This window comes from Thalassobacterium sedimentorum, from assembly GCF_031127905.1.
Taxonomy (GTDB): Bacteria; Verrucomicrobiota; Verrucomicrobiia; order Opitutales; family Coraliomargaritaceae; genus Thalassobacterium; species Thalassobacterium sedimentorum.
The window spans coordinates 36,900-62,687 of the sequence record NZ_JARXIC010000025.1 but is presented as its reverse complement, the minus strand read 5'-3'; the positions used below and the strand labels follow the sequence as shown (position 1 = coordinate 62,687).

The 25,788-nt window shown below is 50.8% G+C and carries 22 protein-coding genes and 1 pseudogene; 9 read left to right on the top strand and 14 right to left on the bottom strand.

Annotated features, from left to right (window positions below; genetic code table 11):
• Window positions 1-99: pseudogene (locus tag QEH59_RS13885) on the top strand (IS5/IS1182 family transposase); the annotation flags it as partial.
• A 10-nt stretch (window positions 100-109) separates the two neighbouring features.
• On the opposite strand, the gene ligA reads toward QEH59_RS13885, so the two are convergent.
• The gene (ligA, locus tag QEH59_RS13880) at window positions 110-2,107 is read right to left on the bottom strand and encodes an NAD-dependent DNA ligase LigA (protein ID WP_308985976.1); all 1,998 of its coding nucleotides are present in this window, start codon (window positions 2,105-2,107) and stop codon (window positions 110-112) included.
• 199 nt (window positions 2,108-2,306) lie between these two features.
• Here ligA and QEH59_RS13875 point away from each other — a divergent pair, with 199 nt between their 5' ends.
• The 3 genes from QEH59_RS13875 (at window position 2,307) to QEH59_RS13865 (ending at window position 5,963) form a co-directional block, all read left to right on the top strand.
• On the top strand, window positions 2,307-3,005 hold the full coding sequence (locus QEH59_RS13875) for a sulfite exporter TauE/SafE family protein (RefSeq protein WP_308985975.1): 699 nt from the start codon (window positions 2,307-2,309) through the stop codon (window positions 3,003-3,005).
• 77 nt (window positions 3,006-3,082) lie between these two features.
• A complete protein-coding gene (locus QEH59_RS13870) occupies window positions 3,083-4,525 on the top strand; it encodes a Do family serine endopeptidase (RefSeq protein WP_308985974.1) in 1,443 nt (480 codons plus the stop codon).
• A gap of 109 nt (window positions 4,526-4,634) precedes the next feature.
• Window positions 4,635-5,963 carry a homoserine dehydrogenase gene (locus tag QEH59_RS13865; protein WP_308985973.1) on the top strand — a complete coding sequence of 443 codons (1,329 nt, stop codon included), beginning with the start codon at window positions 4,635-4,637 and terminating at the stop codon, window positions 5,961-5,963.
• Window positions 5,964-6,104: 141 nt separating this feature from the next.
• Here QEH59_RS13865 and QEH59_RS13860 read toward each other — a convergent pair whose 3' ends face one another.
• The 7 genes from QEH59_RS13860 to QEH59_RS13830 all read right to left on the bottom strand — a co-directional run bounded on the left by QEH59_RS13860 (window position 6,105) and on the right by QEH59_RS13830 (window position 15,441).
• Entirely contained in the window at window positions 6,105-7,487 is a 1,383-nt protein-coding gene (locus tag QEH59_RS13860; RefSeq protein ID WP_308985972.1) for a hypothetical protein, read from the bottom strand.
• A gap of 9 nt (window positions 7,488-7,496) precedes the next feature.
• Window positions 7,497-7,928 carry an ExbD/TolR family protein gene (locus QEH59_RS13855; protein WP_308985971.1) on the bottom strand — a complete coding sequence of 144 codons (432 nt, stop codon included), beginning with the start codon at window positions 7,926-7,928 and terminating at the stop codon, window positions 7,497-7,499.
• A gap of 2 nt (window positions 7,929-7,930) precedes the next feature.
• Complete coding sequence (locus QEH59_RS13850) at window positions 7,931-8,335, bottom strand: ExbD/TolR family protein (protein ID WP_308985970.1); 405 nt, start codon at window positions 8,333-8,335, stop codon at window positions 7,931-7,933.
• Window positions 8,336-8,365: 30 nt separating this feature from the next.
• Window positions 8,366-9,160, bottom strand: coding sequence for a MotA/TolQ/ExbB proton channel family protein (locus QEH59_RS13845; protein ID WP_308985969.1), 795 nt, complete (start codon window positions 9,158-9,160; stop codon window positions 8,366-8,368).
• 62 nt (window positions 9,161-9,222) lie between these two features.
• Complete coding sequence (locus tag QEH59_RS13840) at window positions 9,223-10,329, bottom strand: tetratricopeptide repeat protein (protein WP_308985968.1); 1,107 nt, start codon at window positions 10,327-10,329, stop codon at window positions 9,223-9,225.
• 41 nt (window positions 10,330-10,370) lie between these two features.
• Entirely contained in the window at window positions 10,371-13,412 is a 3,042-nt protein-coding gene (locus QEH59_RS13835; protein ID WP_308985967.1) for a tetratricopeptide repeat protein, read from the bottom strand.
• Window positions 13,413-13,512: 100 nt separating this feature from the next.
• Window positions 13,513-15,441 (bottom strand): ABC-F family ATP-binding cassette domain-containing protein, encoded by a 1,929-nt coding sequence (locus QEH59_RS13830; RefSeq protein WP_308985966.1) that lies wholly within the window; start codon window positions 15,439-15,441, stop codon window positions 13,513-13,515.
• A gap of 64 nt (window positions 15,442-15,505) precedes the next feature.
• Between QEH59_RS13830 and QEH59_RS13825 the strand changes: the two genes are divergently transcribed.
• The 4 genes from QEH59_RS13825 to QEH59_RS13810 are packed head-to-tail and all read left to right on the top strand — an operon-like array spanning window position 15,506 to window position 19,369.
• Complete coding sequence (locus QEH59_RS13825; RefSeq protein WP_308985965.1) at window positions 15,506-16,063, top strand: YIP1 family protein; 558 nt, start codon at window positions 15,506-15,508, stop codon at window positions 16,061-16,063.
• 12 nt (window positions 16,064-16,075) lie between these two features.
• Window positions 16,076-17,734 carry a DNA repair protein RecN gene (locus tag QEH59_RS13820; RefSeq protein WP_308985964.1) on the top strand — a complete coding sequence of 553 codons (1,659 nt, stop codon included), beginning with the start codon at window positions 16,076-16,078 and terminating at the stop codon, window positions 17,732-17,734.
• Between the two features lie 26 nt (window positions 17,735-17,760).
• Window positions 17,761-18,549 carry a helix-turn-helix domain-containing protein gene (locus QEH59_RS13815; protein ID WP_308985963.1) on the top strand — a complete coding sequence of 263 codons (789 nt, stop codon included), beginning with the start codon at window positions 17,761-17,763 and terminating at the stop codon, window positions 18,547-18,549.
• A 4-nt stretch (window positions 18,550-18,553) separates the two neighbouring features.
• Window positions 18,554-19,369 (top strand): class I SAM-dependent methyltransferase, encoded by an 816-nt coding sequence (locus tag QEH59_RS13810; RefSeq protein WP_308985962.1) that lies wholly within the window; start codon window positions 18,554-18,556, stop codon window positions 19,367-19,369.
• Window positions 19,370-19,378: 9 nt separating this feature from the next.
• Here the strand turns inward: QEH59_RS13810 and QEH59_RS13805 are convergent, their stop codons facing one another.
• The 5 genes from QEH59_RS13805 to dinB form a co-directional block, all read right to left on the bottom strand.
• A complete protein-coding gene (locus tag QEH59_RS13805) occupies window positions 19,379-19,840 on the bottom strand; it encodes a dihydrofolate reductase (RefSeq protein WP_308985961.1) in 462 nt (153 codons plus the stop codon).
• Window positions 19,841-19,843: 3 nt separating this feature from the next.
• Window positions 19,844-20,638, bottom strand: a complete 795-nt coding sequence (locus tag QEH59_RS13800) for a thymidylate synthase (protein ID WP_308985960.1) — start codon at window positions 20,636-20,638, stop codon at window positions 19,844-19,846.
• Window positions 20,639-20,715: 77 nt separating this feature from the next.
• Window positions 20,716-21,081 carry a DciA family protein gene (locus tag QEH59_RS13795; RefSeq protein WP_308985959.1) on the bottom strand — a complete coding sequence of 122 codons (366 nt, stop codon included), beginning with the start codon at window positions 21,079-21,081 and terminating at the stop codon, window positions 20,716-20,718.
• A gap of 469 nt (window positions 21,082-21,550) precedes the next feature.
• Window positions 21,551-22,465 (bottom strand): hypothetical protein, encoded by a 915-nt coding sequence (locus QEH59_RS13790; protein WP_308985958.1) that lies wholly within the window; start codon window positions 22,463-22,465, stop codon window positions 21,551-21,553.
• Between the two features lie 56 nt (window positions 22,466-22,521).
• Complete coding sequence (gene dinB / locus QEH59_RS13785; RefSeq protein WP_308985957.1) at window positions 22,522-23,571, bottom strand: DNA polymerase IV; 1,050 nt, start codon at window positions 23,569-23,571, stop codon at window positions 22,522-22,524.
• A 134-nt stretch (window positions 23,572-23,705) separates the two neighbouring features.
• On the opposite strand from dinB, the gene rsmG reads away from it, so the two are divergent.
• Window positions 23,706-24,374 (top strand): 16S rRNA (guanine(527)-N(7))-methyltransferase RsmG, encoded by a 669-nt coding sequence (gene rsmG, locus QEH59_RS13780; protein WP_308985956.1) that lies wholly within the window; start codon window positions 23,706-23,708, stop codon window positions 24,372-24,374.
• Here the strand turns inward: rsmG and QEH59_RS13775 are convergent.
• A complete protein-coding gene (locus QEH59_RS13775; RefSeq protein WP_308985955.1) occupies window positions 24,371-25,765 on the bottom strand; it encodes a C39 family peptidase in 1,395 nt (464 codons plus the stop codon). The two genes, rsmG and QEH59_RS13775, sit on opposite strands and share 4 nt — an antisense overlap.
• Window positions 25,766-25,788 lie beyond the last annotated feature (23 nt).

Here is a 25,788-nt window from a genome sequence, read left to right as displayed (position 1 = left end):
AAAACAGCTGATCACGGAGGAATCCGTGGCTATGATGCAGGCAAACGCGTCGTGGGCAGAAAGAGGCACCTACTCGTGGACAGCCTCGGGCTAGTTCTACATTGTTAAACTAGGCTAATAATTCTTTAAACGCGGTTTCGTCCAAGATGATAATACCCAGCTTTTCGGCTTTGGCGTATTTGGAGCCAGCGGCTTCGCCGGCGAGCACATAGTCGGTCTTTTTACTGACACTGGAGCTAGTGCGGCCACCGGCGGCTTCGATCATTTTAGTGGCTTCGTCGCGGGTGAGGGTGGGCAGGGCTCCTGTCAGCACCACTGTTTTGCCTGCGAGCACGCCGTCGGCTTGCGCTTGGCGAGCACTTTCAAAATTGAGCCCGTGGGCTTTGAGTTGTTGGATGAGGCTTTGGTTGTCGTTGTCGGCGAACCAAGCGTGAATGCTCTGCGCCATGATGCTGCCGATGCCGTCGATGGCTTCCAATTGCTCCTCGCTGGCGCTGGCGATGGCGTCGAGCGAGTCAAAGTTGGCTTCCAAGTCTTTGGCGGATTGTTTGCCCACGTGGGGGATGCCGAGCCCGTGGATGAGTTGCCAGAGCTCACGCTGTTTACTGGCCTCCAGTGCGGTGAGGAGATTCTTGGCCGACTTCTCGGCGAACTTATCCAGTTCCAGCAGTTGGGACTCGCTCAGGGTGTAGAGGTCGGCTTGGGTCTGGACCATGCCGCGCTGGATCAGTTGTTCCACCACGGCGCTGCCGAGGTTTTCGATGTCCATGCAAGCGCGGCTGGCGAAGTGTTGCAGCGCGCGTTGCTGGCGGATCGGGTCGTCCTTGCTCACGATACGCCAAACCGCTTGCGTGGGGTCGCGTTCGGCCTCGATGCCGAGCGCTTTGAGGTGCTCTCCAAAGATGAAAGGCTGGCTGTCGGCGGGGCGTTTCGCGAGATTGACGCTGAGCACTTGTGGGATGATTTCGCCGGCCTTTTGCACCAGCACCGTGTCGCCGGGGCGAATGTCTTTGCGCTGGATCTCGTCCTCGTTGTGCAAGGTGGCTCGTGAGACGGTGGTGCCCGCGAGTTGCACCGGCTCTAAAATGGCGACGGGGGTAACGGCGCCGGTGCGGCCGATCTGGAGGCTGATTTCTTTGAGTAAAGTCTCGGCGCGTTCGGCTTCGAACTTGTAGGCGATCGCCCAGCGGGGTGCTTTGGAGGTGTAGCCAGCTTCTTCTTGTTGTGCGAAGTTGTTGAGTTTGACCACCGCGCCGTCGGTCGGGTAGGCGAAATTTTGCCGCAGTGTATCCAGTTCTTCGATGCACTTCCAGGCGCTTTCAATCTCATCGGCGAGCCAATACTTCTCTAGCACCGGGAACTGCCATTCTTTCAGCTTTTGCTGAATCTCGGATTGTGTGCTGAAATAGTTGCCTGGTTCGCAAGCTCCGATGCCGTAGAGTACGATGTCGAGTTGGCGACTGCGGGCCTCGGCAGGGTCGAGCAGTTTGATGGTGCCTGCGGCGAGATTGCGTGGGTTGGCATAGAGCGCTTGCCCCTCCGCTGCGCGGGCGGCGTTGATGCGCTCGAATTCCTGGTGGCGCATGTAGATTTCGCCGCGCACCTCCAGCACGGTGGGTGCGTCTTGAATCCTGTCCGGTAAGCCGCGGATGCCGCGTACGTTGGAGGTAATGTCGTCACCCTCGATGCCGTTGCCACGGGAGACGGCGCGCACTAGTGCTCCGTCCTCATAGCTGAGGCTGACGGCGACACCGTCGATCTTGGGCTCGACCAAATAGGTGAGCGCTTGCTCCGGAAAGCGCTTGAGCAGTCGCTGACCAAATTCGATCAGTTCTGCCGAGCTATAGGTATTATCCAGGCTCAGCATCGGTTTGCGGTGACGGTAGCTCTCAAAGGCTTCCAAGCGGTCGTCGCCCACGCTTTGAGTGGGCGAGGGGGCGGCACCGAAGTCAAATTCCGGGTTGGCGGCTTCTAATTGGGCCAGCTCGGCCTTGAGGCGATCATAGGCCTGATCGTCGATCTTGGGCTGCGCCTCTTTGTAGTAGAGACGGTCGTGCTCTGCGATTTCGGCGCGTAGTCGGGCAATTGTTTTCTGCGGATCAGCCATGGCGCAAGTGAAACTGTGAATGGCTTGGTGTAAAGCTGCGATCTTTCAGTTATATTAAAACTCCGGGTTCAGGCTTTGCTGTTGTTTTTCCTAGGCAGAATCATTGTGGGCAGAATCATTAATCTGATTATGCTGATGTGACTTGCTATCAATCTGTATTCGGCAATTCTGTAGTGTTTTATGGGATCTTGTTAAGCAGATGTTTGATTACCAGACAGTTTACAACGCATACACGGCCTTGATTGCGGGGCTCATTACCAGCGTACACTGCGTCGCGATGTGCGGCCCCTTATCGTGTGCCTTTGCGCCGACAAAGGCACAGGATGCCAGCCCGCAGTTAGTCTTGACCTGCTACCATCTGGCCAAGTTGTTTTCCTATGCACTGGTCGGCACGCTGGCGGGGGCCTTTGGCTCGGTGGTGATCCGCTCTGTTGAGAGCTCATGGCTGAATTATCTGCCGTGGATCTTGGTGGTCTTTTTCTTGGTGGTGGCCTTTCGATTGGATCGGTTTTTTCCAAAACCGATATGGCTGGGGCAGATTTATAAGACGATTACGCTGCGTTTTAGTCGCTTGCGAAAACCGGTTGCTGCAGCTGTGATTGGCTTGGCGAGTCCGTTGTTACCCTGTGGGCCGCTTTATATGATTTTTGGGTTAGCTTTGTTTTCTGGCTCTGCTATGAAGGGGGCTGAGTTTGCGATTGGTTTCGGTCTAGGTACATTGCCGTTGTTGTGGCTGGCCCAGAGCCAATTTATGCGTGTGCAACTGAAGGTGACGCCACGCACCTTATTGAAGATCCAGCGCATGGTTGCCATGATTGCGGCATTGGTGGTGGCGTGGCGCTTGCGCACGACTCTAGGGATCGAAGGTGCAGAGGACTGGGTCTGTCATCCATTTTAAGCACATAGCTGAATTTTTGAGGAACTCAGTTCACTCATTTCTGTCATTCTTTGCACGACTTTAACACGTACCTGATTATGAAATACGCTACTTGCTTGTCTTTGGTATCATTCTTTACTCTAGCGCCCTTGTTTGCCGATGAGCATTCGCCTTTGAATGCAAAGGTGGATACACAGCCGATTCAGGCTGAAGCAGGTAAGCCGCTGGTCTCGTATGCGGATGTGTTGGATCAAGCCACGCCTTCGGTGGTGACGGTATATACGTCGCAGATCGTCACCGTGGGGCAACGGCAGGCACTACCAGATTTCTTACGGCAGTTTGCACAGCCCTTACCTAGAATGGATTCGAGTGAGGGAACAGCACGTGAGCGCAAGGAACCGCTGGGCGTCGGGTCGGGGGTGATTATCTCTGAAGATGGATATATCGTTACCAACCATCACGTAGTGCAAGGGATGCGTGGACGCGAGGCTGATGAGATTCGAGTGCGTTTAAATGACGGGAGTGAGTATGTGGCATCTTTAGTCGGATCCGATTCCAAGACAGATGTGGCAGTCCTGAAGATTGAACCTGAAAATAATGTACCTGCCGTCACACTTGCGGACAGTGATCTGATACGGGTGGGAGATATTGTGTTTGCTATTGGTAATCCGCTGGACGTGGGCTTGACCGCGACACAGGGGATTGTTTCAGCCACGGGGCGAAACCGCCAAGGTGCAATTTTAGGACCAGGCTCTTATGAGGATTTTATTCAGACGGATGCTTCGATTAATTTGGGGAATTCCGGTGGGGCACTTGTGGACGCTTGGGGACGTCTTGTAGGAATCAATACTGCGATTGTTTCCGGCACAGGAGGCAGCATCGGGATCGGTTTTGCGATACCAGTGAATATGGTGCTGAATGTGGCATCGAACTTGATTGAAAGCGGCGAAGTTCCGCGTGGTATGCTTGGGTTATTTCCAGATGATTTGACGCGTGATATGGCGGATGCATTTGGTTTGGATAGTACGCGAGGCGCATTGGTGAATCAGGTGCAAGAAGATTCACCCGCAGCTCGGGGTGGGGTGCGCCATGGAGATATTATTGTTAAAGTTGACGAGCGTGAGATTGATTCGGCAACGGAGTTACGTTTGGTTGTTTCGCAGATTTTGCCCGGTACGGAGGTGCAGTTGACATTGATTCGACAGGGCGAATTAATGGTATTACCAGTGACCTTAGGCAGCTTAAATGGTCAAATGGCTACTTTGTCAGGACCACTTGAAGGGGTCACATTGCAAAGTTTGGGAGCGGATGAACGAGAGCGCTTTTCGATACCAGAAGGGATTGAGGGAGTCGTGATCGCTGAGGTGCGCACTGATTCTCCTTTTGTGGATAAGCTGGATGAGCGGATGGTCATTCTTGAAGTTAATGATCGGCCTGTTCGTGATGTGGCTGATCTCGAGAGTTCCCTTGTGCCAAATGAGCAGAACCGTCTCTATGTTTGGGCATCTGGCACCAAGGGCTTCATCGTTTTTAAGCTCTAGTCGGCTGGATTATGGCCTTGAGTATTGCGTGAGCTCCTATTGGTTTCTCGCCTTTGTTCCGTGATTCTTTGCGGAATTATAAGTCTTTTACCTATAAAATTTGAGAAACATGTCTGAAAAACGCATAATTCGTATCGGTTTGCTGGGCTTTGGCGTCGTGGGCCAAGGAGTTTGGAAGAATATCGAAAGGAATCGTTCCGCGCTGGAATATCGCTTGGGAGCTCGTCTTGATATCACACAAGTAGTGGTTCGTGATGCCAGTAAGGAACGCGAAGTGCAGGTGCCTGCTGAGAGCTATTCAGATGATCCGGCTCGCGTTGTGGAGAACTCCGAGGTTGATATCGTTTGTGAGCTAATGGGAGGCACGGGAAAGGCTTTGGAGCTGACACGGCGTGCTTTAGAGCAGGGTAAAATTGTCGTCACTGCGAATAAGGCTTTGATCTGTGAGCATGGTGAGGAGTTGTTTCAGGTTGCGCGCCAGCATGGCGGACATTATTTCTTTGAAGCCTCTGTAGCTGGAGGGATTCCGATCATTAAGACGATTCGTGAGGCTTTAGTGGCCAATCGCTTTAAGCTTATTTTCGGCATATTGAATGGCACCTCAAATTATATTTTGACGCGGATGGAGCGAGAGGGCTTGAGTTTTGACGCGACACTTGGCGATGCGCGTCAACTCGGTTATGTTGAAGCCGATGAAGCGCTCGACTTAGATGGAATCGACGCGGCACATAAAGCGGTGATTCTTGCCTATCTAGCTCATGGGAAATGGGTTTCCCTGGATCAAATTGTTTGTGAAGGGATTCGTGATATTACTGGGGAAGATATCGAGATTGCAGGGCAACTGGGATATAAGATTAAGCTTCTGGCCGTGATTGCGCGGGACTTCGATTTGAATAAGCTATCCGTGCGTCTGCATCCTGCTTTGATTTCTAAGAAGGAAGTGATTGCTGGAGTTGATGAAGTCTATAACGGGGTGAGTGTGACCGGCGATGTCGTCGGCACTACAGTTTTGATTGGCCGTGGTGCTGGGCAAGATGCCACCTCTAGCTCGGTGATTAGCGACATTGCAGATGCAGTATTTATGCTACAGGGCGCGCCCGCTCCTGCTATTTCGGAGGAAGATGAAGCGACCTATCAGAAACTCGCGGATGGTCTGGAATTAGCGGCTCGAGAAGATTTGAGTGGTCGTTATTATCTGCGCGTTCACGTAAAGGATGAGGAGGGCGTATTAGCTAAAATTTCTGATATTCTAGCGCACCAACATATTAGTTTTGCGACAGTGAATCAGAAGGAATTGGCTGATGATACTGCAAAGTTGATGGTCACCACGCATAAGACGAACGAAGTCGCGATTGCCGCTGCGAAGGCCGCGTTGACTGCAGAAAATTCTGTGATTGGAGTACCTGTGAGTTTGCGGATTTTCGATCCTGCTCAGTGAGGTGAGGCTTGGCAAGCCCTGCCAGTGAGTATTTCTGTTGCCAATAGTACGTGTCCGTGGTTTGTAGTACGTGCTCGTCGATTACAAAAAAGGCATAATCAGTTACGATTATGCCCTTTTTGTATTTAAGAAAGTGTGCAGTTAGTTTTTGGTATTTTTAGAGCTACGTGCACTTTTAATTTCGTCTTCACCCCGAATCACACGATTCTTGCCCGAAAAAGAGCGAACGTAACTGTTTAGCGATTTTTCTGCATCGTTGCTGAATTTTTCGTCACCTGCCAGGAAGAGGATCACGTTGATGGAGGGAGCTTGCCCTCCTTTGTCTGTGTATAGGGTGTCGATGACTTTGCTGAAGTATTTTTCGACATCCCGTTCATCAACCCAGTATGCAGGTTGCCAACCTGGGTGCGGGGTTTCCCACTTTAGATCGAGTTCTCTTGCATTTGAATAGACACCGTAGCGCTGCGCAAGTACGCGTGGTGGCTGTCCTTTGGACTTACGTTCCGCGTTTTGCCTAGCCAGCTCTTTTTTGATTTTTTCTTCCATTTTAGGAATTTCTTTTTTATGTTCCTCTAGCTGTTGTTGGTACTTTCTGGAGCTGGTGGTTCTTTGCCATTCTTTGTTTTCCCGTTCATTGGGTTGGCGTCGAATGCGTTCAAAGCCACGGTGATATCCAGTGATAAAGAAAATTGCATCCACGTTCTGCTCTAAGGCATATTGGGTGAGGAATGCGGTTTCATTGCCACGATCTCCGGAGTAACTTGCTGCTTGCTGGATTTCATCTTCTGGAAATGTCGTCAATTTTGGTTGTCGAGCTGCGCTGACTCCTTCTAAGCCAGGTTTGCTGGCATTGGAGTTAATTGGACTGATCCATTTAACCAATTGCATGTGTATGTCAGCACCGGCGGGAACCAAGTTGTTTTTAAACAGCATTGTTTTGCGGCGGTCCTGCAACATCACGTTGAAGAGCGTGCCAGTCGATAGGTTGGCAACCATGTCGGTGATTTCATTCTTAATAACTTTGTAGCTATTGAGGCCTCCCTTGGCATCGGTCACCATTTGGCGATTGGCATCAATGACAAATAAGATGCGTTCAGCCCGTGTTTTCAGGCCGAAGACACTCACGTCAGACATGCCGATACCGATGCTGCCGCGTGTGCCTCCCAATAAGGCGCCGCCACTAAAACCTCCCAGCCCTGTGCTTACCGTGAAGGATTCCTGCATATTGGGGAGTTGCACATCCACTGCGCGCACTGCGATGTTCCCCACCTGCTTCATCCGTAAGTTATTCATGGATTGCGCCTGTGGGGCAGCTTGTTGTTTTATTTCAATTTTGACATCGGGTGGAGGCTGCTCTTCCTCCACTGCGGGAGGTTCTTCGAATTGGGCGTCATCGGGGATGATATACTTGTAAACAGTAATGGATCCGAGAATGAATAGGGCGATCGCGTGAACACCGCCGCTGATCAACAGAACGTTGAGCAGCATGGGGTTCATCTTACGCTTTTTGGGTGCAGTAATCATGGGTCTGGTTTACTCGGCGTAGGCAGCAAACGACACTTTGCTGATTTTCGCTTTGGCAGATGCATTCAATACATCGATTGCACGTTGATGGGGAGAGTCTGGGTCGGCTTGAATTTTGACCACGGTGTCGATACCAGCACGGTCTGAGGAGAGTTTCAGACGTGTAAGTGTGGTGCTTAGACGGTTCATATTCCGATCGTCTATTCCATCCATAGGTGCACCGTTTAGCAGGATTAAACCATTTGGGAAAATTTCTACAATATGCTCACTTGGGAGATTCAAGTTTTCCGCAGGAGGCGCATTACTGGGTAATTTGATCCCAATGTCGGCTTCTTGTTGCAGTGGCAAGAACATGAAATAGATCAGGAGTAGGAAGACCACGTCGATCATCGGAGTGATGTCGACTTTATCTTCAGATTCGAGTACAGAGCTGACTTGCATAATTAGTCCTTAGCTGATGCGAAGATGAGGTCGAAAATTCCGGCTTTAGCAGTCGCCTCCATTACGCGGTTGACGTGACGATGAGCGGTCTGTGCGTCGGCACGTAAGAAAACCTTAAGTTGTGGAAGCTCCGTTTTTAAGGCGATCAGTTGTGCCGTGAGCGCTTCGGCGGTAATCGGTGCGGCACCTAAGTAGAGTTGCCCGTCGATATCAACAGAGATGTATTGGCGCTCGCCTGGTTCCTCGGGAATGGTCGCTTGTTCGGCTTCTGGCAATTCCAGTTGCACCAGCTCGGCGCTGATGAAACTGATCAATGTCATAAAGAACGCGATCAACAGGAAGACGACGTCGATCATTGGAGTTAATTCAAACTCCGGATCAACCTCTTCTGGGGTCCACATTGCCATAGTTTTTGGGGGATGAGCTAGGAGAATTGATTAGGCGCGGTTTTTAATCGCCTTATTCAGAGTGAATTGAAGGTCGCCGACTACGCGACCAATGCGGGAAGTGATTTTCCCGTAGCGATTCTTAAAAAAGAAGAAAAAGAACATTGCAGGGATACCTACAATCATTCCGGTCGCTGTAGTGATCAGAGCTTCCGAAATGTTACCAGCCAGTGCTTGAGCACTGCCTGCGCCTTCTGCTTCGATTACGTTGAAGGCTTTGACCATACCAGAAACCGTTCCGAGTAGCCCCACCATTGGCGATAGGGATCCGACTACGGAGAGATAGTTGATTAATACAAAGGGGCCTGCGAGTTCTTCGGAGCTGGACTCTTCGATCGCTTCTTTGACCTGTTCGGCATCGTAATTGTTGATATCGACGCGGTTCATTCCTGAATCGATGATATTGGTGACCGGAGATGGATTTTCTTGGCAGATATTTTTGGCCTTCTCGATATCGAGGTTCTGGAGTGCTTGATCGATTTGAATGGTGGCTTCAGTGTTGAGGATCGGCTCTGGACGTACTGCCATAAAGTTATAAACGATTAAGCCGAATCCACCGATCGAGAGCATCGTGAGTGGATACATGGCCCAGCCGCCTGCTTTATACATGTCGATAAGTGACTTTTCACCACCAGTTGCGGCGACTTCTTCGACTGTGACTTCAGTCGTTTCGGTTTGCTCAGAGTCCTGAGCACTCAATGGCTGTGTGAGTACCCACTGTGTCGCAATGGCAAAGAGTGCGATCGCAAAGAAGGTGGGGAGGAGGCGTAACTTTGATGTATTCATGATTATAATTTAAAGTCAGATATGTAGTTTGTATTTAAATAGGATGTCGTAGCAAGGTAGCCTTATTCGTCTTCAGTTTGTTCGGGTTGGGGAAGTTTTGCCAAGGCGGTGTCGGCAAGTTGCGTCCATGGAGATTCGGGATAGAGTGTGACAATTTCTGTCCAGACGTTGCGTGCCGCAATATAATCTTCGGAGCGTGCATAGCAGTCCCCGATTAGATAAAGCATTTCCGGTACCCAAACGTAGGAGGTTTGTGCTCGCACAAAGCCGCGCGTGAGTAAATCAAGTGCTTTACCATAGTTTTCGTTGCGATGTTCACGCGAGCCTTGCAGGAGTTTGTAGAGTGAAAATAGGCGTTCGTTAGGCTCGGGTTCTTCCAGGGAGTCGATCATGGGCGTGGCTTCCTCCACGCGGTTGTCGAGAACCAGACTGTAGGCCAACCACATTTTTACGTTCTTTTTGACATCCTCGGGAACGACACTTTCAATTTGTTGATAAAGTGGAATGACGTCTTTATATTTTCCCGCCGCTCTTAGAGCATCGGCCGCGTCCACGATTGGGCGAATGTTCGCTGAGTATTGACCATCGACGGGTAAGATCTTGGTGATCTGTGCAGCAGCATCAAAATTTTCTTGAGCTAGATAGGCGTTCATCAGTGCAATCGCACTCTCGCTATATTTTAAGCTGACTTGATTCAGTTGTATGCGATTTACGATGTCATGGGCTTCATTCAATTCGTTTTCTTTAATCAAGGTGTCGATCAAGGTGCGGATTGGGACGTGTAATTGAGTTAAACTCTCAGGGACCGTGTGAAATTTGATCAAAGGATAGGCTTTGGGACGCAGCAGTGTGAGCGCGCCGGTGTAGTTGCCATTATTAATCATGCGGTTAATCTCAGGCATGAAAGAATTGTCCAATCGTAGACTCTGCACCATCGATTCGCTAACTGGCAGCGAGATCTCACCGACACCGCCATCTAGTTCAGCGACTAGCATGTTATCTTTGTATGCGACAAATTTAAGTGTCTGCCTGACTCCATTATTGTTTTGCTGCATTAGCACCGGCTCGTTGCCATATTCAATCCAATAGGGGTTTACCTCTTGAGCGGTCGCCGTACTGTGGGCTATAGCTGTAGTGAGCAGTATAGCGGAAAGCAAAAAGGTGGACATGCGCTTCATCATTGTGCGTCGGTTTTTAACTGGGGCAAAAATCATAGTTGAAGCTCCTTCAATTTGGCTTTGATTGCTTGTAGGATGTCTTCGGGGGCATTGCTTGACAGCTCATCAATTGCTTCCTGTAAGGTGCGGATGGCATCTTGTTTTTCTCCCATGGCCAAGAGTGCTTTGGCGTCGGATAAGTAGGCGCGTGCACTCCATTCAGCGAGGTGAGGATAGCCTAGGAAGGTGCGTTCGAAGAAACCGTGTGCTTCCGCGTAGGCTTGTTCAGCCATATAGGACTCTCCGATTTGCTGCAATGCCTGTGCGTGGAGTACGCCGCGCCATTCAGGTACGCGCAGGATGTATTGATATTTCTCACGGGCCTCATTGCCGCGGTTTAATTCGCTGAGTAGTTCACCTTGGCGCAGCATAACTGCGGGGACCTTAGGCGATCCTGGGAACTGAGTGACGATTTGTTCAAGATAGTTGAGGGCGCCTAAGGTGTCGCCTTTTTCCGCGGTTACATCTGCTAGGCGCATAAAAGCGACTATTGTTGTGGCGTCGGTTGGATAGTTGATTAGCAGTTGATTCCAAGCCTGTTCCGCAAATTCCAGACGTTTGTCGCGTTCGTAATCTGCGACATAGAGAATCGCACGTGGTGTGAGCGTTTCAATGAGTGCACTGTCGTAGCTCCGACTGGGAGCCATTTCAACACCTAAGCGATACAGTCCCATCAACATCCGAATTTCCCGGAAAAAGTCGTTCTGTGCCCGGGCTCTGGTGAGCTGGGCTTTGAAGTAGCTTTCGGGGGACTCGCTTGGATAGCTCTCCAGTTGTGTGCGATAGGGGGTGATGAGTGATTCTATGGGGGTGAGGTCCTTGATTAGCTCGGGTGTGAAGGCTGCGTGTTGGCGCAACTTATTGTAGAGTGTTTGATCCAGGTCAGAATTAACGTAGAAGTGTTCGAATAGGAAACCGCGATCACTAACAATTTTTTCGCGGAATTCGAGGTCATCCTCCAGACGATCAAAGAAGGCTACTGTGGCAGTGAGTGTTGCTAAATTTTGGCTGTATTTTTCCGCATAGCCTTCAATGAGTGCATCGACACCTACATTATTGATATCTTGTGCGAATTTCTCGATATTTTCTCGATAAAGAGCGAGCATTTCAACTGGACGCATTAAATATTCGTAGGCGAGACCCAGTTGAAGCACCGCGCGGGTTAGGTCTCCTTTTTCTCCATACTGATTGATGTAGTGGATGAAGTGTTGAGCCATTTCCTCGTAGCGTCCAAGTTCTTCCAGAACGCTACCGATGCGGAAGCTTGCACCGTTGTGAACGTCCTGCAGCCCTGTGATTTCGTTCGCTTTATAGAAATGTTCGAGCGCAAGCTCAAATTTACCTGCCAGATATTCGACCTCACCTAGGAAAAAGTAAGCCTGATCCAAGGCCTGTCCCTTAGGATACTGGTCCACATATCCGTATAGTGTATCGCGGGCTTCTTCAAAGCGTTGTGCATAAAAGAGCGCGGCGCCTTTGCGCAATAGGCCGTCTTCAGCATACACACTGTTTGGATACTGCTCGACCAAACGTGTGAAACTGCCGACTGAATCTTCGAATTGGCTTAATTGTAACTCGGCTAAGCCGCCCCAATAGAAGATGCCATCTTCGTAGATAGTGTTTTGGTGGGCGTTATACCATTCTGCGGCCTGATTGATTAGTTCAGCGTAACGTTGTTGTTCAATCAGATAGCTCGCCCATTGCGCGAATAGGCTGGATCCGATAGGATCCTGTGGGCGGCTGCCTAAGAAATGGGTGGCCAGGGCCATAAATTCTTCAACTTGTCCCGATTCCTTCAACTCGTTGGCGAGGGCACCAGTGACATCAGAATAATAATCTCCATCTGGAAATAGGCTGCGATAACGCTTGCCCACGGTGATTGCGGTTTCCCTCTTGCCGATTTGCAGTGCATTGGAGAAAGTCGCATAATGGTAAAATTCAGATTCTGGGTCCTTCGGGTTTTCAACCATTAGATCGTTGAACATCCAAAAGGCTTCGTAACGGCGTGCAGTATTTGTGTAATTGCGGGCGCGGCGCACCAGTAGCTCGTTGCGCAATGTGGGCAGGTTTCGTAGATGCGCTAAATTACCTTTTAAGGTTTTGAGCTCTTGTTGCAGGCGTTCAACTTCTTCCTGACTGTTGCCGAACGCGATGCGCTGCTCCATGCGTGCTGTCTTTGTTTCGATTTGTGCCTCATGCCACTCGATCATGATATCGGTGGTTTTGATCAAATTGAGCGTCAATGCGGCATCATTCATACGTCCTGCATCGACTAGAGTGTCACTCGCTTTGAGCAGAGCGACATTCAGGCGGGGGCGGTAACGTACTGCCGACTCCCTCGCGAGCGTCGGCAACAAGCGTAGCGCTCCATCCAAGCGTTTCGCTTCGATGAGTGCTTCGAAACTTGCTGCTGCAGCCAAGGCCTGGTCTTCTGCGGAGCGTGCCACATCCAGTAACTGTCCAAAATAGGGGAGTCCCGCTGCGAGTTGCCCGGTGCTGTAATAAACCTGAGTGAGGTCCTTGAGGAGCTTGGTTTGCTCTGCGTAGCTCAGCCGGACATTACTATACGCGCCGGATAAAATCCGCTGCATCAGTGCAATGGCATCGTCGTTGCGGTTAAGCACGCGGTAGACATCAATACGCTTTAGCAGCATATCCTTCATCTTGGGCGAATCCGGAAATTCTTTTTCCAGTTTATCATACCACTTGAGTGCCTCGAGTAGTTCGTTGTTCTTCCCTGAATTGACGTATTGTTGGATATGTCCGGTGCCGATTAAGAACAGTGGGAAATCGAGTTGGATATCTGAGTTCGTGTCATTTGCGGCCTCGACCCGTTTGACTAATTCCTTCAGCAGCGGCATTGCTTCAATCAGCTTGCCGTCTTCGACGAGTGAGTTCGCCTGAGTCTGTAGACCCGTAAAGCCGAGCTGGCTGGCATCTTGGCTGGCATTATTTGCTTGTGCACTCGCAAAATGAACCGAGCTGAAAATCAGTGCGGCGGAAGTTAAACCTTTAAAAGTAAATCGAAACAGCATCACAAGTGGACGGGGGGATAAATGGTCGAAAGGGTATAAGGTTCGCTTTTCAACGTAGCTTGTAAAGCGAAAATACGTAATCGCGCAGTTGTCGAGCGGATTAAAGCTGATTTAGCTCTTCGGCTGCGAGCTCCCATTCGTAGTTTTTTTCTTCTAAATACTTAGCGATTCGTGCTGCCTTGATGTTCAATTCTTTCGCCGTGGAGGGGTCAGCATACACTTTGGGATCTTCCAGTTGGCGTGAGACTTCGGTTTGCTCGACCTCGAGTTTCATGATCTCGGCCTCTACTTTGGCGACGCGCGCTTCCACTTTTTTACGTGCTTTACCCGCTGCTTTGCGTTCTTCGGCCGCCATGCGGCGGCGCTCTTTTGCGCTGATAGTCAAGTGGTTACCTTCGCTGATTGGCGTGCCGTCCGGGCGTGCATTCTTTAGGCCTGCGATGAGTCCGCTCTGTTCTGATTCGGCTCCGGACTTACGTAGGTAGTAGTCGTAGTTGCCCGCATAGTGAGTGACCTGTCCGGCTTGTATTTGAATGGTGGTCTCGGCGATGGCGCGGATAAAGTGTACGTCGTGACTGACGAAGAGTAGCGTGCCCGAATAGTCTTTGAGTGCGCCGATCAGCGCATCGATACTTGGCATGTCCAAGTGAGTGGTCGGCTCGTCAAGTAGTAGGAAGTTTGGTGGGGCGAGTAGTAATTTTACTAAGGCTAAGCGACTTTTCTCACCACCGCTGAGTACTTTGACCTTCTTAAAGACGTCGTCGCCGCGAAACAGAAAGGCCCCCAGAATGCTGCGCACGTTCTGCTCACTGGTGCCGGAGGTGCGGTCCATGGCCTCGTCCAACACGCTGCGCTCCATGTCGAGCACTTCCACTCGTTGCTGCGAAAAGTAGCCCACTGTTACATGGTGTCCGAGTTCACGGGAGCCGGCTTGGATCGGGACCAGTTCCGCGAGGATCTTCAGCAGGGTGGATTTTCCTGCGCCATTGGGGCCGACCAGTACGGTGCGCTGGCCTTTTTCGATTTCCAAGCTGAGATCTTCGTAGACGACATGCTCACCGTAGGCTTGCTTGACCTGATCGAGTTGCGCGATGCGTTGGCCGCTGCGCTGTGGTTGTGGGAATTTAAAATGGATGGTGTCGGCGGCACTTTCGGGCGGTGCGATGCGTTCCATCTTTTCCAGTTGTTTCATCCGTGCCTGCGCTTGGCTGGCCTTACTGGCCTTGGCGCGAAAGCGGCGCACAAAGTCTTCCAAATGTGCGATTTCTCGTTGCTGGTTATTATAGGCGGCCAGGTGCTGAGCTTCGCGCTCGGCTTTTTCTTTCAGATACTTTTCGTAGTTGCCGACATAGCGATGTAATTTGCTGTGGGCGATCTCCACGATGCCATCGCAGATTGCATTCAGAAATTCGCGGTCGTGCGAAATGGTTAGAATCGCGCCCGAGTAGCGCTTGAGCTGGTTCTGAAACCAGCTCAGAGTTTCGAGGTCCAGGTGATTAGTCGGCTCGTCCAGCATCAGCAGGTCCGGCTCCATCACTAGCAGGCGAGCCAGGTGGGCGCGCATGATCCAGCCGCCACTCAAGGTCCTGGCGGGCATGTCGTAGTCCTCATGGCGGAAGGCCAGGCCCGCAAGTATGCGTTTGGCCTTGGCCTCCAGGTTGTAGCCGTCCAGCTCAATAAAACGTTCGATCGCAGCGAGGCGTTCCGGCGCATCGGGATCGGACACTTCGCGCAGGGTCTTATAGATCTGGGTCATTTCCGGACTGATCGAGGTGGCCAGTTCGGCCACCGTCTCGTCGCCTGCGGGCGCACTTTCCTGGGGGAGAAAGCCGATCCGGGTGTCGCGTTCCAGCTCGATCTCGCCGCTGTCCGCTTCCAGTTCGCCCATAATAATGGAAAATAGAGTGGTTTTACCGGCCCCATTGGGGCCGACTAGGCCGATCCGTTCGCCGCGTAGTAGGCGAAGAGAGATGTCGGTGAAGAGTGTTTTCTGGCCGAAGCCTTTGCTGATCTGTGAAACGGTAAGCATATGTCGATAGTGCATACACAGACTTGCCTGATTCGTTTCTTCGGTCTTCCTTGCTGGCAGACTCATGACTGAACAAACCAATCCATTCTATGTGCTTACGTTCTGGTATAAGCCGGGGCAAACGATGCAAGGCCTAATTAAATCAGGCGCGGGCCACCGACTCGCTCTAGTGCTGGCGATGCTCTTTGGTTTAGTGCAAGCGGACCGTTTTTACCTGACCAATCCGGACGCGGGCATTACTTATTACGTGATCGGCGCGTTGGCCGGTCTACTGGGGCTCTATCTGTTTGCCTGGCTCTTGCGCAATTTCGGTCGCTGGTTCGGTGGGCAGGCCGAGCAGCGTGAAGTGCGGGTCGCGATCGGGCTTGGACTCTTGCCCTGGCTCTTATTGTTTACCGCTCTCATCTTCGTGTTAGGCAGTCAGCAGGATGCCGCAGCTCTAGCCAATTATTACTGGCTCTTCTTTCTGGGGTTTTTGTATGGCTATGTAATTCTACTACTTTCACTGGCTGCTGCATTACGCTTGTCTGTGTTGAAAACTTTTCTCTGTCTCATTGTCACTTTTCTGGTCAGTCTCTTTCCGCTGACACTATTTATTCAACTTGTCGCTTCAGCTCTCTAGGAACCGTCACCAATGCTTCAACATATTCGCATCAAGAATCTCGCGCTACTCGAAGAAGTTACCCTTGAGTTTGAGTCTGGCTTTACGTCTGTTACTGGCGAGACCGGCGCAGGTAAAAGTGTGCTCCTGGGAGCCTTGGGCCTGCTTTCCGGCGCGCGCACCGATAAGGGCATGATTCGCCAAGGCCAAGACTTGCTCGAAGTCGAAGCGGCGCTTTATTTCGCTGATGTCGAGGTGATTGATGGCTTGCTTGAGAGTGTCGGCTTGCCCGCCTGTGAGGACGGTGTATTGCTTTTGCAGCGTAGCGTACATCGCAAAAAGATTCCGCGCATTCAAGTCAATGGCAGCATGGCTACCTTGGCGCAGCTGCAAGTGCTCGGCGAATCGTGGATCGACTTCCACGGCCCCGGGGAGCCGCAAAAACTCTTCCAAGAAAAGCGCCAACTCGAAATGCTCGATACTTACGCGGGCAATATCAAGGCACTCATCACCTTTGCCGAAGAATATGCCAACTGGCGTAGTGCCCTGCGTGAGATCGAAGCCCTCGAAACAGGGGACCGTCTCGATGCCGATGAGCTGGAGTTTGTACGCCAACAAATTAAAAAAATCGATGCCGTCGATGTCAGCGAAGAGTCTATCGAGGAACTCGAGCGTGACTACACCCGCATGTCCAGTGCTCAGGAACTGGTCGGCCTCGCTTCCGCTTGTTCTGAAGGACTGATCGGGGAGCAAAGTATCAACGATCAGCTGGGCGCGGTGCTTTTGCGACTCGAAGAGTTGGTCGAGTTGGACGACGGCTCACAGTCGTTACTTGAGCGCGCGCGCAGCCTACAACTCGAACTCCAGGATCTCGGTGAAGAGGTCGGCCAGTTGGCTGGAGATTTCGACTTTGATCAAGAGGCGATCGAGGCGGCCACTGAGCGCATGAGCCTCTGGCAAGAACTGCGTCGAAAATACGGCGGCAGCGTCGAAGCCGTGCTCTCCAAGCGTGAGGAGCTCGCACAAAAAATAGCCATCCAGGGAGACCTCGATGGCGTGCTGACCCAAAAACGCAAAGCTGCCGCCGCACTTGAAGCCGAGCTGCGCAAGCAAGCCGCCAAGCTCACCACTGGACGCAAGCAAGCCGCCAAGGCCCTCGCCCAAAAAGCGGCCGACTTATTGCAAGCCCTCGGCTTTAAAAAAGCACGGCTAGAGATCAAATTGATCGCTGACACTAAGTTGCACGAACACGGCGACAGTCATTGCCAATTCCTCTTTGCCCCCAACGCTGGGCAGGACCTACAGCCGCTCAATAAAATCGCCTCCAGCGGCGAGACCGCTCGGGTCATGCTCGCGCTCAAAACCGTGCTGGCCGAGGCCGATGCCACGCCGCTGCTCGTCTTCGACGAAGTCGATGCCAACGTCGGCGGCGAAGTCGGCCGCGCTGTCGGCGCCGAGCTCGCCCGTCTTGCGAAGAAACACCAAGTGCTCTGCGTCACCCACTTGCCGCAAGTCGCCTCACTGGCACATAACCACTACGTAGTCACCAAGTCCCAAGATGAAAATTCGACCGCCGTCACCATCGCTCCACTCGGTGACAGTCGCGAGGCTCGCTTGGAAGAGCTCGCTCGCATGCTCGGCGACCGCAAATCCGCCTCCGCCAGAGCGCACGCCGAAGAGTTGCTCGGCTAGCGTCGTTCCATTTCTCTCTCAGAACAATGATATTAGACGTTCGATTTTCCGCTGAGAGAATTGGCTGTGAGCGAGCTCACAGCCATGACTATTCAGTGCTCGCAACGGTTGAAGGCGGCACGATTGAGATGAGTATCGCAGATCAGCGCGTGACGCTGGAGAAAGGTATGCTCTGTCTCATTCCCAGCGGGGTAACTCATCGAGTGCTTTCAACGTCTGATGATTTTTCTGGAGTGCATACTCTCTCACTTGCTTGTACGATTATGCTTTCCTCCGGGAGCAGGGCGACGACAGGAATTCTAGCCAGCGACCGAGGTTGGCAGCATCAGTTTGTCAAAGCTATGCGTGATTTTGATGATGCTGATGAGAGGAAGCACACGATGCTCGTTCGCTCTATTTTGCTGTTTTTAAAGAAAAGAGATGTGTACTTTAGCAGCGGATGCGAAGCGAAAAGCTGGGCTTCATTTCACTGGGTACCGACGAAGATCAAAGAGATGATCGAGAGTGGTGCCGACATGGGAAGTTGCTTTCAATACATCGAAGAGCACATGCCGTTTTCGAAGGAGCATTGCAATCGCTTGTTTAAGAGATGTTACGGCACGACCATTCAAGGCTATGGTCTCGATGTGCGCACCGAGAAGGCAAGGCAGCTGCTGAAAAGAGGACTACTGGTTGCAGAGTCGGCGTCTGAAGCAGGTTTTTACGATCAGAGCCAATTAACCAAGGCATTCAAGAGTATTTTTCAGCTGACTCCAGCGGAATACCGTAAACAGAGGTGTAAAAATCTCGATCAGTCTAATACAAGAAATTTGTGAGGGGATGAATTACAATGCTCCCATGACGACTTCAGAAGCAGAGCATAATAAACGTATCCGTGAGCAGTTCACTCAGCAGGCAATTCCTTTCACTCAGTTGAAAGGGCATCTTGATTCGGTGGATCTCCTGATTAACCTGTCGAAGGTGGGCTCTGACGACACGGTTCTGGATGTTGCCTGTGGCCCTGGCCTAGTGGCCTGTGAGTTCGCTCGATTCGCAAAGAACGTAACAGGGATCGACTTGACGGAAAAAATGATTGAGGAAGCACGTCGTCGTCAGGCGTCGGAAGCGCTTTCTAATATGGATTGGCGGATCGGATCGGCGACTGAGTTACCCTTTGAAAATGACAGATTTTCCGTCGTTATTTCTCGCTATACATTTCACCATTTCACGCGGCCTCAATCGGTTTTGTCGGAGATGATCCGTGTGTGCAGGCCCAATGGATGGGTTTTGATTGCCGATCCTGTCCTTCCTGCGCACTTTGTGGACGCCTATAATGAGATGGAACGATTACGGGATCCCTCTCATACACAGGCGCTTTCCGTCGAAGAATTTGATTCGATGATTACCTCCTCGGGACTGGTTGAGATTCACAGGTCAGGCTACGAGGTGAATCTGGAGTTGGAAAGTCAGTTGGCTGCTTCTTTTCCGAATCCCGGAGATGAAGAGAAGTTGAGGAGCATCTTTCGGGAGGATCTGACTGTGAATCGTCTCGGGATTAAAACGCGATTGGTCGATGGGGAAATCCATTTCACCTATCCCATATCAGTTTATACTGGAAGAAAGGCTGCAGGACTGGGGAGTGGAAGTAATGGCTGAAGCTGTATCTCACTTTCGCAGCCAACGTTCGATGGTGAAGTCTTTATTCTTTTCGAGAGTGGTGTCGAAGATGAACTGATCTTCAAATTCAGGGAAGAAGGCGTCGCCTTCCACAGTGCGGTGTACTCGGGTTAGGTAGAGCTCGCTGCATTTACTGAGCATTTGTGTATAAATTTCACCACCGCCTGCGATCCAAATCGTTTTCTGAGTTTCGAGTTGATCGAGTTCTTTGAGATCATCAAAAACCTGAACACCTGGGATGTGCTGTGGCGTGCGACTGAGTACATAGGTATCGCGACCTGGAAGTGGACGACCGATCGACTCGTAAGTCTTGCGTCCCATTATGAGGATGCCGCCGATGGTTGTTTGCTTAAACCACTTAAAATCTGCTGGCAGGTGCCAGGGGATGTCTCCTGAGTTGCCGATCACTCGATTTTCGGACATGGCGGCGATTGCTTTATAGGTATTCATCGTTTAAACGGCGATTGGTGCTTTGATGGCAGGGTGGGGATTGTAGTTCACTAATTCGAAGTCCTCAAATGTGAAGTCATCGATGTTTTTGATCGCGGGATTGATCTTCATTTGAGGCAGTGCACGTGGCTCGCGCGAGAGTTGCTCTTTAGCTTGCTCGACGTGGTTGGAGTACAGGTGTAAATCACCAAAGGTGTGGATGAATTCCTTTGCTTTGAGCCCACATACTTGAGCAATCATCTGCGTGAGCAGTGCGTAGGAGGCGATATTAAAAGGCACACCTAGAAAGATATCGGCACTGCGTTGATAGAGTTGGCAGCTGAGCTCGCCGTTGGAAACGTAGAATTGAAAGAGCGCGTGGCAAGGAGGGAGGGCCATGTGCTTAATTTCCCCAGGGTTCCACGCGCAAACCATGTGGCGGCGGCTGTCGGGGTTATTTTGGATCGAGTCGATGACTTCGGCGAGTTGATCCACGCGCTCGCCGCCTGGCGCAGCCCAGTCGCGCCATTGTGCGCCGTAGACACGGCCGAGGTTGCCGTCTGCGTCGGCCCATTCGTCCCAGATGCGCACTTTGTTTGCTTTTAAGTAGTTGATGTTGGTGTTGCCTTGAATGAACCACAGTAGCTCATGGATGATTGAGCGTAGATGAAGCTTTTTTGTTGTCAGGACCGGGAAGTCTGGCGCTAGCGAGAAGCGAGCCTGTGCGCCGAAAATGGAGTAGGTGCCTGTGCCGGTGCGATCGTCACGATAGGTGCCGGTTTCTAGGACTGTGCGAAGTAAATCAAGGTAGCTTTTCATGTGTGGATGAGAAGCACTTTGCTGAAGTCCTCGAGTGGTTCAATGTTCAAAGTCAGCCTTACCTTGTAGATCTGTGCTCAACTTCGGATCACTAATTCATTGATGTCTTCGCAATGTTCTAGTTTCTGGATTTTTTTGAGTATCGAGCGCTTCATGAATTGTAATTCAGAGCGTAGTGTTTGGTTGGTTACCGAGACGACCAGAGTGTGTTCGTCTTTGATGCGGACTGGGTGACAGCGTTCGCACATACTGGGGCCGAAGATTTTTTCCCAGTTTTCGACTAAAGTACGTTCAGGGCTGGGTTTCTCCAGTTTGTATTTTTCTTGTAAGACCGCGAGTATGTTGTCCAGCGGAGTGGGATCGCGCCGTGCCGCCGCACTGACCGTGCGCGGTAGGCCACGGAAGTTGGCTATGACATCTTCGACGTTTTTGGTAAATTTCACGTTTCGCTATAAAAAAGAGGACAATTATGAGTATGTCCAGGATGTTGGCACGATTACTGTTATAGTCTATATCAGTTCTTTCTAGTATTTCTATTTCTCCCGTGTATGGGAGTTGGGGTAATAAGACAAAGCAGAAAACAGTGTGGCGCGGGGTTTAGGGGTATGCCTCGCGCCACTTTCTGAATTTAATTTTGATAAGTTGAACTTATTCTTACTATAAGCGCAATAAGTATTGTAGGAAAAGAATCAAATAAAACTTGCAGCGGCGGAATTCACGTGTTCTATTCCGTCCATCAACTTTACTCCCGCAAGGGAGTTTGGGGTAACAGAATAAGTCCTCTCCGGAGGACATAAAGTAGACAATGGTTGGCGCAGTCCTTAGGGGTAGGGACTGCGCCATTTTGTTTATAAAATCCCTGATTTTTTCGCCGACTTCATCCTAGAGTCGGTTTTTTTATGCTCTGCTTCGTTATTGTAAGTGACTTAGGGCCCATGTGTAGGGCTTTAGCAGGGCTTTGCGGAGTCGGAATTGTAATTCAGGCTGTTGGTGCTGTTGCTGTAATTCTGTCCAGATACGAGTTCTTTGTTCCTGAATACGTTGAACAACCAAGTGCATTTTATCCTGAATATTGATTGAATTGATCGTTTTTATTTCTTTGGCACTCAGAAAGCGTTGAAAGGGAGCACGCCAATTTTCTTTAGATATTGAGTTAAAGGTTTGGTAATATTGCTGCTTGCTCAGTTGAGTATAGGCGATTGCGTGGTTACTAATACCGCGCGAAGCGTTTATTTCAGTCGTGAGGAGCAAGTCTTCTACGCTTTCGGGCGCCCAAAGTCCGTTTTGTGGTATGATAGCTGCATTGCGGGTGGCGTATTCGAATACATAGAGATTCCAATAGGTGATGGCTGCGGCAAGCATTAGGCCTGTGATTAGTAGCGATAGCTCTCTTCTTTTTAAAAACTGGAGTGCTTGTACGCAAATCCACGCACTGAGCGCGGCAACTACTAAGAATGGAGCATACCAACTGATTGGTTCTAGCTGTGGCCACGCCTTATAGACATGTGCATAAGCGAGTGTCCCTACGGCGAAGAGTAAAATGGTCGTAAGTGTAATGAAAAAATGTATGATCCAGGTCAGTAACTGGCCGCGTCGACGTTTGCCGGTTTCTGCCCCATAAGCATCTTCGAGTAGGTCCGCAGTGCTTCGCATTGAATCCTCAGCCATCGTATGTGTTTGGGCTGGACGTAGCTGCAACGGAGGGGCGGGGTACTGCGGCTGCGTAGAGGTTTTTGAATGCGAGCTGGTGGCAGCTGTACTGGCGTTCTCGCTTTCGGAGCGTTTAGATAGCTTGTATTTTCTTGGGTTTGGGGGTTGGCCGCTCATGCTGATAAATAGAACTGCAGTGCAGGTTTATATTCAATTATTATACAAATGTTACTTTAGATTCCCAGTTCAAGTTGTTCTGTGTTATTGGTGGTTTCGGCGAACCTGACTCCGACACCCAGCAAACGTACGGGTTCGCCGCTACGTCCCCATGCCTCGTTGAGAAGTTTTAAGTAGTGCGGTATCTCCGGCTGTTGTCCGGGCATTTCGGCGGTGGTGCGACGGAAATTGCTGAATTTTAATTTTACCAGTAGTTTTGCAATCTGGCGGTCGGGAGAAATTTTCCGTAGGTCCTCCATCATTTCATGGTGTTGCCGAATGAGTTGTTCCCGGCATTCTTCGAGGCTTTCTAGGTTTTGAGCAAAGGTGCGCTCGTTACTCAGGCTTTTTCGAATGCGATTTGCCTGGACGGGCCGTTCGTCGATGCCACGACAGAGGTCGTAGAGTTCTAGGCCGAAGCTGCCGAATTCTTGAGCCAGCCATGTTTTATCACGCGTCTGTAATTGGGCGCAGGTTTCGATGCCGTGGGCGGCTAGGCGCGCGCTGCTTTTAGGGCCGATTCCCCAAATACGCCGAACGGGCAGCGTCTGCATGAAGAGAGGCACTTTCGAGGGGGCGACTAGGCATTGCCCATTGGGCTTGTTCCAATCGCTGGCGACTTTTGCAATGAGTTTATTAGGACCAATGCCAGCCGAGGCTGTGAGTCCAACTTCTTGTTCAATTGTGGCTCGGATCTCTGCTGCGATCTCGGATCCCGGGCGCTTAATATGACTGACGTCGAGGTAGGCCTCGTCCAGTGATAACGGTTCGATCATGTCCGTATAGCGTGCGAATATCTCGCGTACTGCTTTGGAGGCGGCTCGATAGAGATCGAAGCGGACAGGGACAATGAGGAGCTGTGGGCAAAGTTCTTTTGCTTTAAAGACTGGCATTGCAGAGCGGACGCCATATGCGCGCGCTGGGTAATTGCAGGTGGTTAATACGCCCCGCTCCGATGAACCGCCGACAGCCAGTGGGCGATTGGCGAGTTCTGGGCGCTCACGCATTTCTACCGCCGCGTAAAAGCAGTCCATGTCGATGTGTATGATGCGGCGATTGGTTTTCATGAATCAATGTGTAGATTCTTAGAGGCGGGCTTTGACTTTTCAACGTGCTTATGACGAAGTTTCATGATCATGACGACAATTGGCATTCCTTTGACGTCATTCAGAGATTCAATTGAAGCAATTTTCCGATTATAATGATGGACGCGATTAAACAACAATTCCCCAACGTCAGCGATGAAGCTTGGTCTATACTCGAAGCATGGGCTGTTCTTTTGCGTGAATGGAATGGGAAAATTAACCTTATCTCACGTAAGGATATCGAGCATTTGGAGGCGCGGCATTTGTCGCATTGCCTGGCGATTACCAACCATTTGAAATTGATGGCGGGTACTCGTATCATGGATGTGGGCACCGGGGGCGGTTTCCCGGGAATTATTATGGCGATCTGCTATCCGCAGGCACATTTTACTTTGATCGATTCGATTGGTAAGAAAATTGTAGTGGTGCAAGATCTTGCAGATAAGTTGGGACTGAAGAATGTCGATGCGCGCCAATGTCGGGCGGAAGAGATTAAGAAACAGTTCGATTTTATCACCGGGCGTGCTGTCAAGAATTTGCCGGAGTATTTTAGTTGGATCAAAGGCAACGTTCGTCGTGGCGAGCGTAATTCGATTCCCAATGGTGTTCTTTATTGGAAGGGGGGCGAACTGGATGATGAACTCGCTGCACTGGGGATTCGCCCGCGCAAAACGATCGATTTAGAGCAGACTTTTAGTGATTCGTATTTTGAGAAAAAATATATTCTGCACTTCGATGCCCGCGATGTGCCGCGTGCTCGAAAGCCTAAAAAGGCGCTTTCTTAAAATTCGATCAAATAGATTGAGCCTTGGGAAACTTGCTCGGCCTGATCGACCGGTACCCAGCGTAGCGCGTAATTGGGGCCCCATGAATCGCTGACTGCGACTTCTTCAGTTTCTTTGTTGTAGCCGATAATCATGCAGGCGTGTGCCGATAGGAAATCTTTACGTAGCTCGACCTTGCGTGATTCGTCTTTGCAGCGCGTCTTCCACTCGTCCCAATGACTGGTTTGTAGGCGCTGAATGCTGCGTTCATTCACGAATTCATTATAATCGCGAGAGGAGAACATGGTCCAGATGATGGGGAGTCCACGATCAATATATTTCTGCACGGTCCGTAGTTTTATTTCGCGGTTAATCTTTTTCATCGAACGGTTGTGTGAACTGACGTAGCCATCGATGGATTCAATTGTTTGGGATAGCGAGGTGCCTCCGCCGATTGCCGTCTGTCCAGCCATGGCCAAAATATACATATCGGCCGGGATCTGCATGTAGCGCAGGTAGCGCTCAAAGGTTGCGGGAACGCAGTATCCTTTGGGGCCTTGGTTTACCATTGGAATATTGTTGATGAATACATCGCCATTGGGGACGTGTACGATGTTTTCGGTTGTTAGTTGACGCAAAGATGCATCGGATAATTTGTCTCCACGCCCTTTATTGTCGGCGAGGTCGGTTGGTATGATTTTTAGGTTGGTGTATTCGCCATCCTGTGCGGCGAGTAAAAATGCATGGCCCTTCCAGTCCCAGCGTTCGATGAGTTGTTTGATGCCGCGTCCAGCTCCGTATTGTTGGCGTTCCGGTTCTCCGAATTGTTGGCTCAGGAGTGCTTGGAGGTGTTCTACGTCCTGCTCAATGGCCTGTTCCATCGTGGCAATTTCGTTTGTGCTGGGTGGATCACTAAATGGGAAGTCGCCCTTATTCGCAAATACGATGCTGATACGTTGAGGCTTGCCCGAGTGACCATACAGCACGGCTGAGTAGGGGCGTGTGTCTAGGATACGATACTCACTCGGAGGGTAGTAGCGATAGCTTGTTTGGTACGCGGTTTCAGATTCCTGTGGCCAGTGCAGGCGTTCGGCGACGTGATCGACGCTATCGTCCCAGAGCTGGCTGTCGGCGAAAAGATCTATGCCGAGTAAGGAATTGATTGTGAGATACACCTCTCGTTCCTCAGTCGCCTGGGAGGCGATGAGGGCTTGGCTGTCATCGGAGAGACGTTCGCGCTGCAACCAGGTGATTTGTCCGTTCGACATTTGAATTTGAATTCGCTCCGCCTCGATTGCCAGTATTTCGACCTCGATCGTGCTGCCTGTTCGATTCGAGAGCTGGAGGGCGTGCAGGGAAGAAAGACAGACTAGAGCGAGGGGGAGTAAACGAAGGAGGATTTTGAAATTCACGACTCAATGCTTATGCGAAGATT